Origin of the sequence: Streptomyces sp. SID11385 (genome assembly GCF_010548245.1) — a bacterium.
Taxonomy (GTDB): domain Bacteria; phylum Actinomycetota; class Actinomycetes; order Streptomycetales; family Streptomycetaceae; genus Streptomyces.
In genome coordinates this window covers 17891-30478 of the sequence record NZ_JAAGLR010000746.1, presented here as the reverse complement: position 1 = coordinate 30478, position 12588 = coordinate 17891, and the positions used below count along the sequence as shown (strand labels likewise).

The 12588-nt window shown below is 70.8% G+C and carries 12 protein-coding genes; 7 read left to right on the top strand and 5 right to left on the bottom strand.

The features are described 5' to 3' along the window. Positions 1-171: 171 nt before the first annotated feature. Together G3I42_RS22650 and G3I42_RS22645 are read left to right on the top strand one after the other, a co-directional pair. A complete protein-coding gene (locus G3I42_RS22650) occupies positions 172-1083 on the top strand; it encodes a serine hydrolase (RefSeq protein ID WP_164288725.1) in 912 nt (303 codons plus the stop codon). A 126-nt stretch (positions 1084-1209) separates the two neighbouring features. Continuing rightward, positions 1210-1533, top strand: coding sequence for a hypothetical protein (locus G3I42_RS22645; protein WP_164288723.1), 324 nt, complete (start codon positions 1210-1212; stop codon positions 1531-1533). 74 nt (positions 1534-1607) lie between these two features. Here G3I42_RS22645 and G3I42_RS22640 read toward each other — a convergent pair whose 3' ends face one another. The 3 genes from G3I42_RS22640 to G3I42_RS22630 all read right to left on the bottom strand — a co-directional run bounded on the left by G3I42_RS22640 (position 1608) and on the right by G3I42_RS22630 (position 4040). Next, positions 1608-2630, bottom strand: a complete 1023-nt coding sequence (locus G3I42_RS22640; RefSeq protein ID WP_164288721.1) for a sporulation-delaying protein SdpB family protein — start codon at positions 2628-2630, stop codon at positions 1608-1610. After that, positions 2621-3223 carry an SdpA family antimicrobial peptide system protein gene (locus tag G3I42_RS22635; protein WP_164288719.1) on the bottom strand — a complete coding sequence of 201 codons (603 nt, stop codon included), beginning with the start codon at positions 3221-3223 and terminating at the stop codon, positions 2621-2623. The genes G3I42_RS22640 and G3I42_RS22635 overlap by 10 nt, the downstream gene beginning before the upstream one ends. 151 nt (positions 3224-3374) lie before the next feature. Continuing rightward, complete coding sequence (locus tag G3I42_RS22630) at positions 3375-4040, bottom strand: sporulation delaying protein family toxin (protein WP_164288717.1); 666 nt, start codon at positions 4038-4040, stop codon at positions 3375-3377. A gap of 1099 nt (positions 4041-5139) precedes the next feature. Here G3I42_RS22630 and G3I42_RS22625 point away from each other — a divergent pair. Further along, a complete protein-coding gene (locus tag G3I42_RS22625; protein WP_343244632.1) occupies positions 5140-5931 on the top strand; it encodes an ABC transporter ATP-binding protein in 792 nt (263 codons plus the stop codon). Beyond that, entirely contained in the window at positions 5928-8495 is a 2568-nt protein-coding gene (locus G3I42_RS22620; protein ID WP_164288715.1) for an ABC transporter permease, read from the top strand. The genes G3I42_RS22625 and G3I42_RS22620 overlap by 4 nt, the downstream gene beginning before the upstream one ends. A gap of 248 nt (positions 8496-8743) precedes the next feature. Here the strand turns inward: G3I42_RS22620 and G3I42_RS22615 are convergent, their stop codons facing one another. Beyond that, entirely contained in the window at positions 8744-9643 is a 900-nt protein-coding gene (locus G3I42_RS22615) for an alpha/beta hydrolase (protein WP_164288713.1), read from the bottom strand. Between the two features lie 85 nt (positions 9644-9728). Here G3I42_RS22615 and G3I42_RS22610 point away from each other — a divergent pair, with 85 nt between their 5' ends. Further along, positions 9729-10343, top strand: a complete 615-nt coding sequence (locus tag G3I42_RS22610) for a TetR/AcrR family transcriptional regulator (RefSeq protein WP_164288711.1) — start codon at positions 9729-9731, stop codon at positions 10341-10343. 286 nt (positions 10344-10629) lie between these two features. Here G3I42_RS22610 and G3I42_RS22605 read toward each other — a convergent pair whose 3' ends face one another. Further along, positions 10630-11127 (bottom strand): helix-turn-helix domain-containing protein, encoded by a 498-nt coding sequence (locus G3I42_RS22605; protein ID WP_164288709.1) that lies wholly within the window; start codon positions 11125-11127, stop codon positions 10630-10632. 101 nt (positions 11128-11228) lie between these two features. On the opposite strand from G3I42_RS22605, the gene G3I42_RS22600 reads away from it, so the two are divergent. After that, positions 11229-11873, top strand: coding sequence for a dihydrofolate reductase family protein (locus G3I42_RS22600; protein ID WP_164288738.1), 645 nt, complete (start codon positions 11229-11231; stop codon positions 11871-11873). A gap of 242 nt (positions 11874-12115) precedes the next feature. After that, positions 12116-12574: a hypothetical protein gene (locus G3I42_RS22595; RefSeq protein WP_164288707.1), complete on the top strand. Its 459-nt coding sequence runs from the start codon at positions 12116-12118 to the stop codon at positions 12572-12574. Positions 12575-12588 lie beyond the last annotated feature (14 nt).

Sequence of the window (12588 nt, the reverse complement as noted above, 5' to 3'; positions counted from 1 at the left end):
GTTCGCCGAGGCGGTGACGGCGGCGCTGCGGGAGCGCGAGGGCGCCGTCGTGGACGGGGGCGGCACCCGTGCCGGGGGGACGGGAACCGGCCGGGACGCGGACCCGGCGGGCGCGGGGCCCGGCACCCCCGTACGACCTTTGCACCTGCGACCAGCGGCGGAGTACTGGCTGTGAACGACGCACCCGAGGACCCGACCACGCCCGCCCCCGCGGCCGTCGCGGACCGTATCGCCGCCGCCTTCGCGGACGCCGGGGTGGACGGCGTCGTCCACGCGGTGGACATCGACCGCGGGACGGAGGCGGGGTACGAGCCGGACCGGCTCGTGAGCACGGCGAGCGTCCACAAGCTGTGCCTGCTGCTCGCGCTGCACCGGCTCGCGGCGGCGGGGCGGATCGACCTGACGGAGCAGGTCGAGTGCGCCGTCGAAGGGCGGACGCCGGGGGGTACGGGGCTCGCGGCGATGCTCGACCCGTCGCGCCTGTCGCTGCGCGACCTCGCGTACCTCATGATCGCCGTGAGCGACAACGCGGCGGCCGACCTGCTCCTCGCGCGGGTCGGTCTGGAGGAGGTCAATCGCACGACGGAGGCGCTGGGGCTGCGCCTCACCCGCGCGGTGGAGAGCTTCGGCGCGACGCAGGAGGGGATGCGGGCCGACGCGGGCCCGGCGGGGGCCCGCGCGCTCACCGACCCGGTCGTCCTCGCCCGCCTCCGCGCCCTGGACCCCACGCACGGCAACCGCTCCACCCCACGCGAACTCACGCGACTGCTGCGGGCGTTGTGGCGCGACGAGTTCCTGCCCGCAGCGCACGGCGCGGCGGTGCGCAGGCTGCTCGGCCTCCAGGTCTGGCCGCACCGCCTCGCCTCCGGCTTCCCCTTCGACGACGTCCGCGTCTCGGGCAAGACCGGCACCCTGCCGACGATGCGCGCCGAGGCCGGCGTCGTGGAGTACCCGGACGGCGGCCGCTACGCGGTGGCGGTCTTCACCCGCGCCGCCGACACCCGGCACGTCCTCCCCGCGGCGGACGCGGTGATCGGAGTCGTGGCACGCGTCGCGGTGGACGGGCTGCGGGGAGCCTCGTAGCGCCCTGCCCGTCCGTGCCCGAGGGCAATGGCAGCTCTCGCAATACCTGTACGCGGAAACAGGATTGAGGAAATGGATGAATGTGTGGCCTGTCAGGGGTGAGGGCCCGTTGATAGCATCCGGGGTATGGCAGAGCAATCGGCGAACGTAATAATCGATGTCAAGCCGTCTTTGATCGCTGCTTGGTTTCACCATATTTTCACGGTCCCGGCCGTCGAAATCGACGATTCCCGTACCGAAGTCGCTTCCTGGGGACGCTCTACGGTTTCCGCAGGGCCGGGAAAACACCGCGTCAGCGTGTACTTCCGATATCGCGGCCAGAAAACAGCGCGACTGGGGGAGTCCTCGGCGGAGTTCGAGGTGATCGCCGGCGAAAGCGCGCACATCGAGGCCAGGCTGGGGCCGCGCAACGGCAGCAGCTTCCACGTCCGGACGTCTCCGGCCTCCTGAGACGGCGGGAGAGGCCGACCTCCTGAGACGGGCGGGAGAGGCCGGCCCTCCTGGGCCGCCCCCTCCCGCCCCTTTCACGTCCCGGCGGGCGCGGGGACCGCGCCGGACGCGGCCGTGGGCGCGTCCACGGCCGCGTCCGGCGTCTCCGCGTCGCCCAGCGCATCCGTGCCCGTACCGCCGGCCGTGCCCGTACCCCGTGGCACCGCCTCGCGCGGACGGCCCCGGCCCGGAGTGGCGCACAGCACGGAGGAGCCGATCATGACGAAGGCGAAACTCCACAGGCCCATCGTCAGCACGATGCTGCCGTGGAGGAGGATGTCGAGCGCCATCCCGGCCTTACGCCAGGGCCCCTTGAGAAGGACGCAGACGCCGATGGCGATCTCGATCAGCAGGGCGCCCCAGGTCAGCGCCACCACGATGATCGCGTACTTGGAGACCCACAGGGCGAGCGCGCTCCACGGTTGCCCGACCCCGAACATGTTGTCCCGCAGGAAGTAGTACTCGGCTGTCCCGTTGGCCCAGTCGGCGACGCCGAACTTGCTGATGGCGCTGTCCAGGTAGAGGTACGCGATCTGCGCGCGCAGCGCAAGGAAACAGACGTACGCGACGATGCGGAACGAGGGGTTCTGCTCCGTCTCCGGGCGCGTCCAGTGCCAGGTGCGGTCGTCGGCGAGGGCGATCGGGACGAGCAGGAACGAGACGATCATCCCGATGGACTCACCGCCGTCCGGCACCGAGATGCTGACGGCGACGGAGTAGGCCACCCACGCGTGCGGCAGCGCCGTCCAGCGCGGCCGGTAGCCGCTCACGACGAGGAGGAGGATCGCGACCATCACCCAACGCCGGACTTCGTCGCCGACGGAGCCGCCGCCGACGCACACGGCTGAGGCGGCCCGCACTCCGTCGCAGCGCGGGTAGTGCCCCATGCCCAGGACGGGGACGAGCAGGGCCTTGAGCGGGGTGAACAGCAGGACGCTGAGCTGGGCGGAGGCGAGGACGGTGCGGCCGACGCCGAACCATCTGTTGCGCAGGTCGAAGCGGGCCGTACGGCCTGTGACCCACTGGGTGGCGGTGTTGAGCAGCGGGGTCAGTGACATCGGACATCCACGTGGGCGACTCGGTCGACGTGCTTCTGGTAGGGGACTTCGTTCCGGAAGGCCCACGGCACGGTCTTCTCCTGGGTGAGGACGAGGTCACCGCAGAGGGTGGGGAGCGGGCTCGTGTTGGTGACCTTCACCGGGGCCCGCTTCGCGCTCTCCTCGACGCAGTCCGCGAGGTAGGCGGAGCACTTGGCGTAGTGCCCCGTCACGTGAGCGTTGAGAAAACCGAGTTCGGGGCCCTGGGCGCGCTGCGTGCGGGAGAGGCCGAAGAGGTTGGACGGGGCGCCCTGCGGGGTGTGCAGCAGATCGCTGACCTCGCCGTCGTGACCGAGGCGGTAGGCACCGGTCTGGCCCGTCTCCGGGTTCCTGGTGAAGAAGGCCCAGTTCTGCGGGACGAGGGTGTTGAACGCGGTGCGGGCACCGGCGGAGTGCCGGCTGCTGAGGGCGTTGCTGGGCAGTGTGTAGAAGAGGCCAAGAGCCAGGTATCCGAAGACGCAGACGCAGACGAGGACGAACAGGATCAGTGGCCTGGTGGACCCGGCCTGTACTTCCTTGTCGGTGCGCCCGTCTCCGCCCGTACTGGGATTCATGGAAACGCGACCTTCGGGGAGTCGGTGTCGAGGATCGGGGGCGCGGGGAGCTGCCGCGCCGCCCCGGGGGACGAGGGGCGCGCGGTCCCTGGGACGGCGTCTGTCCCGCGGGAGCGGCGCGGCAGCGGTACCGCGTGGTGTCAGGCCGGACTCACAGGGTGTGGGCCACGGCGGCCACCATGGTGTCCTCGTCGAGACCGTTGGGCTGACGCATGTCGAAGCCGTAGCTGACGGCCGAGGGGACGACGACCAGCGCGACGACCGCTTCGGTGGCACCCGCCACGTTGGCGTAGCCGATCGCGTTGATGGCTCCCGCGACGTTCAGCTCGATGACGATGTTCGCGTCGTGCCAGACGATGCCCTGCGGGCTCACCGTGTCGGCACTGGCGTCCTTGGCCTTGCTCAGGAACTTGTCGATGTCCTGGTTCAGCCGCTCCATGCCGGCCTTGGCCTGGAAGGGGTCGTCGATCTGCACCGCGACGGTGATCTTGTCGTGGAAGTCGGCGTCGAGGGCCTTGAGCGCGGTGGTGAACTGGTCGATCTGCTCCAGCGTCACCTTCTCGTTGTTCTCGTTGTTCGACTTGTGCGACTTGATGGCGTCCGCGAGCTCGGGGTGGTCGTCCGCCGCCTTGCCCTTGGCGAAGACGAGGAGGCCGACGATGTCCGCGTCCGAGTACGTGACGTGGTGTTCTGCCGCCGCCTGCCGTACGTGGGCGGGGCCGTCGGAGGGCGAGGCCCAGGCCGCGGCGCCGGAGGCGCCACCGAGGGCGAGGACGGCCCCCGCGCAGACGAGCGCGGCCGGTCTTTTCAGCTTCATGGGATACCTTTGCGCGTTGTGAGTGGATGCACGCCGGGTCAACACCCCGAATCGCGCGCGGAGTTGATCGGCGCACAAGGCGAGTGGGGTTGCGTTCCCGGGCGTGCGGCGGACCGCCGGCCTACTTCCGGGCAGCTGGCACTGCCCCGGCCTGCGGAGTCATGTCCCCCCGGGGGCCACCGGCCCTCGGGGGCCGTGGCGTGGTGCGCTCGCTCGTAGTGGCGGCGCGGGTTTCCCGGAGTGCCGTCCCGGTGTTCCCGGACGGGATGTCACAGCGGCCGTCCGGACCGGATGGCAGGGCGATGTGCATGCGTCGGCTCCCCCCTCGGGTGAGTCGACGGCTTCCCCCGTGGAGCCGTTTCAGCGCACGTCACCCGCTGTGCGATCGCCCGGCCAAACTTCCATGCGTCCCGGCGACGTTCAAGCCTTTTCCGGCCCGCGCCCCCGGTTGGTCCGCCGCCCGGTCCGGACCGGATGAATTCCGCTTACACGCTTCGCGCCTGGCGGACCTGCGGATATCCGGCTGCGGCGGTATTCGCGTTCACTATTTCAATTGACCTGGAATTTGCCTGACTTTTCGTTCTGTTGGTGTGAGTTCTCGCGCCATTATTGAGGGAATGGGCAGAGGAATGCGGCCCCTCCGTCATGAATCCGGATATACCGCGCGCCACCCGCTGATCCTCTTTAGTCCGGATCGGTCGCCGGGCCCGTACCCCGAGTCGTCCCCTAGGGGATTCCCCTGAGTGGGGTCGGGGGCCGGTGGTACCGGCGGAGGAGGTGGGTGGTCCCGGTCGCTGCCTAGCCTGGCGGAGCGAGGCTGACCGCAGCATCGTAGGGGGGTTAACCCCCCTGCGGATTGTGCGCTCAGCCGCACTGCGCGAGGGCGGGGCGGACGGGAAGTATGGAGCCCGTAAGCAGGCAGGGGAGCGGAACGCGGGACCACCGCACACGGCCGACGTGGTGCGCCACGTACCGCCGCCCCCACCGCACCACAGGACTTCCGCACCACAGACTTTCGCTCCGCGAGCCGCCCCCGGGGGAACGGCGGGCGGCGCGGGGCGCGCCTGCGCGCCTTGATGACCGACATAGGAGACATGACGTGACAACGGCACTGACCACACACCCGCGCCAAAGCGGCGCGGGCGGGCGGGCGGCAGTGGCCGCGCGGGCCCGGGGGCTCGTCAAGGCGTACGGCTCGGGGGAGACGCGCGTACGGGCGCTCGACGGCGTCGACGTCGACATCGCCAAGGGCCGCTTCACCGCGATCATGGGGCCCTCCGGCTCCGGCAAGTCCACGCTGATGCACTGCCTCGCGGGGCTCGACACCGTGAGCGAGGGCAGCGTGCACCTCGGCGAGGACGAGATCACGGGCCTCAAGGACAAGCGGCTCACGCGGCTGCGCCGGGACCGGGTCGGCTTCATCTTCCAGGCGTTCAACCTCATCCCGACGCTCAACGCCCTGGAGAACATCACGCTCCCCATGGACATCGCGGGCCGCAGGCCCGACCGCGACTGGCTCGACCAGGTCGTCGAGACGGTGGGGCTCGCGGGCCGCCTCAAGCACCGCCCCCACCAGCTCTCCGGCGGCCAGCAGCAGCGCGTGGCCGTGGCCCGCGCGCTCGCCGCGCGGCCCGAGATCATCTTCGGCGACGAGCCGACGGGCAACCTCGACTCGCGCGCGGGCGCCGAGGTGCTCGGCTTCCTCCGCGCCTCCGTCGACCGCTTCGGGCAGACCATCGTCATGGTCACGCACGACCCCGTCGCCGCCTCGTACGCGGACCGCGTCCTCTACCTCGCGGACGGCCGGATCGTCGACGAGATGTACGAGCCGACCGCCGAACAGGTCCTCGACCGCATGAAGGACTTCGACGCGCGGGGGCGGACCTCGTGACCGTTCTCCGTACCTCCATGCGCAACTTCTGGGCGCACAAGGGCCGTATGGCGCTCTCCGCCGTGGCCGTGCTGCTCTCCGTCGCCTTCGTGTGCGGCACCCTCGTCTTCACCGACACGATGACGACGACTTTCGACAAGCTCAACGCGCAGACGGCCGCCGATGTGACCGTCAGCCCGAGCAAGGCCGTCGAGGACCGCGCGCAGACCGAGGACGGGGCCACGCTGCCCGCCGCCGAGGTCGCGAAGCTCGCCCGTGTGGACGGGGTGGCGCGGGCGGAGGGCGCGGTCAGTACGCAGTCCGTCACGGTCGTCGGCGCGGACAACAAGAGCCTCGGAGCCTCGACGGGCGCCCCCACGATCGGGGGGAACTGGACCCGCACGGACCGGCAGTCCATGGAGCTGACCTCCGGGCACCTGCCCCGCTCGCGCGCCGAGGTCGTCGTCGACGCCGACACGGCGAAGAAGCACCACCTCAAGGCCGGTGCCGAGGTCCGTACGATCACCGCGCACGGCGACTTCACCTCGCGCGTCAGCGGCATCGTGACCTTCACCGTGACCAACCCGGGCGCGGCCGTCTTCTACTACGACACGGCGACCGCGCAGCGCGAACTCATCGGTGCCCCGGGCCGGTTCTCGCACATCGACCTCACCGCCGCGAAGGGCGTGAGCGACACCGCGCTGAAGGCGGACGCGGGCGCCGTGCTCGACAAGGCGGGGCACAAGCTGCTCACGCAGCAGGAGTCCGCCGACGAGGACAGCAAGGAGACCGCGTCCTTCCTCGACGTCGTCAAGTACGCGCTGCTCGGCTTCGCCGGGATCGCCTTCCTCGTCGGGATCTTCCTCATCGTCAACACCTTCTCGATGCTCGTCGCCCAACGCACCCGCGAACTGGGCCTGTTGCGGGCGGTCGGTTCCTCGCGCCGCCAGGTCAACCGCTCGGTGCTCGTCGAGGCGCTGCTGCTCGGGGTGGTCGGCTCGGTGCTCGGGGTGGGCGCCGGGGTCGGGCTCGCGGTCGGGCTCATGAAGCTCATGAGCGCGGCCGGGATGAACCTGTCCACGAACGACCTCACGATCGCCTGGACCACCCCCGCCATCGGGCTCGTCCTCGGCATCGCCGTGACCGTGCTCGCCGCGTACCTCCCGGCCCGGCGCGCCGGGCGCGTCTCGCCGATGGCGGCGCTGCGCGAGACGGGCAGTCCCACGGACCGCCGTGCGGGCGCGGTGCGTTCGGCGCTGGGCGCGGTCCTCACCCTGGGCGGCGCGGCCGCGCTCTACCAGGTGTCGACCGTCGACAAGGCGGGCGACGGGGCGCCGTGGCTCGGCGGCGGGATCTTCCTGAGCCTGCTCGGGCTGATCCTCGTCGGGCCGCTGCTCGCCGGGCTGGTGGTACGGGTCATCGGCGCGGTCGTGCTGCGGGTCTTCGGGCCCATGGGCCGGCTCGCCGAGCGCAACGCGCTGCGCAACCCGCGCCGGACGGGCGCGACCGGGGCCGCGCTGATGATCGGGCTCGCGCTCGTCGCCTGCCTCTCCGTCGTCGGCTCCTCGATGGTGACCTCCGCGAGCAAGCAGCTCGACGAGTCGGTCGGCGCGGACTTCATCATCGACACGGGCAGCCAGCCGCTCGTGCCGAAGGCGGAGAAGGCGGTCGCGGGCATCGACGGCATCGCGCACGTCTCGCACCTCAAGCGGGTCGGGGCGACGGTGACGTTCCCGGACGGTACGAAGAAGCGCGACGGGGTCTCGGCGACCGAGCCGACGTACATGGAGGACGTGCACCAGAAGACCGTCGCGGGCAGCCTGGCCGCCGCCTACGAGAAGGACGGCATGTCGCTCAACGAGGGCACGGCCGAGAAGTACGGCGTGAAGGTCGGCGACAGACTGCCCGTCGCCTTCCACGAGGGCGGCACCGCGCGGCTCACGGTCCGCGCGATCACCTCGGACGAGACGGTCTTCGACAAGGGCGCCTGGTACGTGTCGCTCGCCACCGCCCGCGCCCACCTCCCGGCCGGGAAGATCCCGCCGTCCGTCGCGCTCTTCGCGAAGGCCGACGACGGGCGGCAGAAGGCGGCGTACGCGGAGCTGAAGAAGGTCATGGACCCGTATCCGCAGTACGAGGTGGCCAACCAGGCCGACTACAAGCAGCTCCTGAAGGACCAGGTCGGCCAGCTCCTCAACATGATCTACGGGCTTCTCGCCCTCGCGATCGTCGTCGCGGTCCTGGGCGTCGTGAACACGCTCGCGCTGTCGGTCGTCGAGCGGACCAGGGAGATCGGCCTCATGCGGGCCATCGGCCTCTCGCGCCGCCAGCTCCGCCGCATGATCCGCCTCGAATCGGTCGTCATCGCCCTCTTCGGCGCGGCACTGGGCCTGGGCCTGGGCCTCGGCTGGGGCGCGAGCGCGCAGTCCCTCCTGGCGCTGGAGGGCCTGAAGGTCCTGGACATCCCCTGGGCCACGATCGGCGGCGTCTTCGCGGGCTCGGCCCTGGTGGGGCTGCTCGCGGCCCTGGTACCGGCGTTCCGGGCGGGACGGCTGAACGTCCTGGGGGCGATCGCGACGGAGTGACGAGACCTGCGGCGGGACCGGGGGAGCGGGGGGAACGGGGGGCGGGGCTCGGGGGCACCACGCCGCCAACGCCCCGCCCCCGCCCCCGCTCCGCCGTCAGCCCGCTTGCGCGGCCCGACCGCTTCCTCGTACGCCTGCCGCGGGCGTTCGGAAGCGGTCGGGCCGCCGGTCGTCCGCCGGGCGCCCCGGTCGAAGGCGGGGGGAGCGTGCATCGCGTCGCACGGCAGACGGGAATCGTCAGACAGGCCCTAACGGCCGCTGAAGAAGTCGGTGAGGGCGGCCGTGACGGCCTCGGGCTGCTCCTCGGGGATGTAGTGACCGGAGTCGGGCACGATGACGCCGGTCACGTTCTCGGCCCACGGGCTGAGGGAGGCCGCCATGTCCGGGATCGAGCCGTGGCTGCCGGAGATGCCGAGGACGGGCGTGGCCAGTCGCCGTCGCGTGAGTGCCGCGCGGTTCCGGCGCGCGGACTCGGCGGCGTCGCGGTAGTAGGCGAGGCCGGCGCGCAGGCCGCCGTCGGCGGCGAGTGCCGCGCTGTAGTGGTCGAGCTCCGCTTCCTCGAACGTGCCGGGCGCGAAGGACTTGGTCTTCAGGAACCAGCTGACGTACTCCCGCTCGCGGCCGGCTATCAGCGTCTCGGGAAGACCGGGCACCAGGTGGAAGGCGAAGTGCCAGGTCTTGAATGCCAGAGCCGGGTCGAGAGTGATCGCTTCCGGCATGGTGATCCCGGGAATTCCGGCGTCGAGCAGCGCGACCCCGTGCAGTCGGCTCTCGTGGTGCAGAGCGAGGGAGAAGGCGACCCAGGCGCCGATGTCGTGCCCGGCGAGCCAGTACTCCCGCACGCCGAGAGCGTTCACGGCGGCCTGGATGTGCGCGGCGACCGTGTGCGTGTCGTAGCTGAGCTCCGGATGCTCGGAACTGCCCTGGCCCGGCCGGTCGATCGCGAGGACGCGGAACCGGTCGGCGAGAGCGGGCATGACCTTCCGCCAGGCCCACCACGTCTGCGGGAACCCGGTGAGCAGGACGACGGCCGGTCCGTCCGGCCGACCGCCTTCGACGGCGTGCAGGCGGACGCCGTCGGCATCGACCCAGCGGTGCGTGAACCCGGCCAGGTCATGCGGGGGCAGGGCGGCGACGGGGTTGCTCATGGGAATCCTCCATCGAGGCGGGTGGGCCGGGATGCGACGCTAGCACATCTTGAACCGATCAGTTCAAGATGAGAGGATGGGGCGCATGGCAGGCAAGAAGCAGTTCGACATGGACACGGTGCTCGACGCCGCGATGATCCAGTTCTGGCGCTCCGGCTACGCCGACACCTCGCTCGACGACCTGTCGCGGGCGACCGGCCTGAACCGCAGCTCGATCTACTCCTCGCTCGGCGACAAGGACGCGCTCTTCCTTCGCTGCCTGGACCGCTACGCCACGCGCTACGGCGACAAGTACGACGCCGCCCTCTCGTGCGCGGCCGAGGACCCCGTCGCCGCCGTCCGCGCGTTCTTCGACGTCACCCTGGAGCGCATCGCCGACCCCGCCGTGCCTGACGGATGCCTGATGGCCCAGTCGGTCATGGCGAGTCCGGCGCTGAGTCCGGGCGTCGCAGAGCATGTCAAGGAGTTGTTCGTCCTCCAGCGCCCGCGCCTGCGCGCCGCGCTGGAGGCCGGTGGGATGTCCGAGGAGAACGCCGCGGACTTCGCCGTACACATAGCGGCCGTGAACCAGTCCCTCGCGGTGATGGGCAGGGCCGGGTCGAGCCATGAGCAGCTCCGGGCGATCGTCGGGGTGACCGTCGACGCGCTCGCGAGGGCGCTGAGGCCGGTCGGGCCGCGGGAGTCGTCCCTCCGGGAGTGACGGAGACCGGGAGGCCGTGCCGGTCCGCGGCTCTCGCCATCACCTCGGCTCCTGCTCGCTCTGTGCCTGGTCGCCGTGCCCGGCGGAGCCGGGTCCCTGGCCGCTGTCGCCGCTTCGCCGCCGCTAGCGACTCCGGCCCGCGCGGACAGCTCGGGCTCGCCTCCGGCGCGCCGAACGCCTCCGCACCGGGACGGCTCCCGGCCCGTCTGGACGGCGACGCCTCGGACGACATCGTGGGCGCCCGGCGCGCCCGGTACGCCGCCGGTCCGGCGGCCCCGCCCCGCCGTCAGCCCGCTTGCGCGGCCCGCGCCTCCTCGTACGCCTGCCGCAGGCGCTCGGAAGCGGTCGGCCCGCCGGTCGTCTCCCGGGCGATCCCGAGATGGGCCTCGCGCAGCTCGTCCATCAGCTCGTCCACCAGGTGCGGGTTCTCCGCCAGGAGGCGGGCGCGGATGGCGAGTTCGGGGGTGGTGGGGCGGTGTGCCAGTCCCCAGGCGCCGAGGGCGGCCATCACGGGGAGCGTCTGGATACCGGCCTCGGTGAGGGTGTACGTGGCTTTCCGGCCGCGCGGGGCCTCGTCGCGCGTCAGGAGGCCCGTACCGACGAGCTTGCGCAGGCGGGCGGCGAGGATGTTGGACGCGATGCCCTCGTCGTTCCGGGCCAGCAGCTCACGGAAGTGGCGACGGCCGCCGAAGATCACGTCGCGCAGCACGATGAGCGTCCACGGGTCCCCCAGGACCTCCACGGCGGCGTTGATCGCGCAACCCGATCGCGGTTCCTCGCGCATCGCGACGCGACACCTCCTGACTGATTGCGACTCGCAACCCCGTCATCGTAGGGTTCGCTGACCGGTTGCAGTTCGCAATCACTCACGGGAGGCGGTTCGCCATCAGCAAGGTCCGCGTACACAACTTCCATGTCTCGCTGGACGGTTACAGCGCAGGCGACACGATCACGATCGAGAGCCCCATGGGGGGCGCCGAGAGGATGTTCACACGCTTCGACGGCCGGGCGATCGACGGCGTGCACGCGGTCTCGGACCCGATCACGCTCGACCGCGCGCTCACGAGCACGTGGGGTCAGGGCATCGGGGCGGAGATCATGGGCCGGGGCAAGTTCGGCCCGCAGAGCGGGGAGTGGACGGACGACGGCTGGCGCGGCTGGTGGGGCGAGGAGCCCCCCTTCGGCACGCCCGTGGTCGTGCTCACCCACCACCGCCGCGAGCCGCTGCACTTCGACAACGGCACGAGCTTCCACTTCCTCGACGCGGGCCCCAAGGAAGCGCTCGAATACGCCCAGGACCTCGCGAACGGCCAGGACATCCGCCTCGGCGGCGGCCCCTCCACCGTCCGCCAGTTCCTCGCGGCCGACCTCGTCGACTTCCTGCACCTGGTCACCGTGCCGATGATCCTGGGCGGCGGCGTCTCGATGTGGGACGGACTGGCGGACATCCAGGAGCGTTTCACCATCGAGTCCACGTCCTCCGCGAGCGGCCTCACCCACCACTTCTGGAACCGGGCCACCACGGCGTAACCCCGGCACGGCCGGCCCCTGACGGCGACTCCACGGGCCCGCTCCCGCCACCCGGCGGGAGCGGGCCTCCGGGGTCTCCGGCTCCGGTGGCGGCGCCTGGCCCGCGACCGGCAAGCTCTGTCGTCCGCATCGTCGCCGACCGGCCGTACTACTCGGGGAGGAACGATCCCGCATCACCAGATGGGGTGAGGGGCCCGGCGTGTCGTAGCTGGACCAATCCCGCCGATACAAGCATCAGGACCGTGAACACCAAGAAGAAGTTTCTCGCGCCCGCTCTGGCGGCCTTTCTGCTCATCGGCCCGGCGATCGAACCGGCCAATGCCGCTCATCCTCCCTGGAATCAGAAGACGAAGTGCGAGGCGAAGGACCCGGACGGCCGCCGTATCCCGACGCGCTACGGTAATTCGCACCTTGGATGGAATCATCTGAGCGGGAAGCACAACGTCAAGAAGTGTGCGTTCATCACATCCGCGTTGAACGGTGATGTCGATGAGGAGCACGGTCCGCGACTCGTATACTACGGCAACGCCGTCAGGCCCGGGAAAAAAGTAATCAAGACCAGGGTCATTGTGCAATACGCCAGGCAAACCAATGAAAAGAAGAAGGAAGATCGATACACGGTAAAGAAGGGTGAAGTAATCGGTGTGATCACTGCCTACTGTTATGGGATGAACAAGTGTCCCCACTGGGTGAACGAGTAGATGCCGCTAGATCC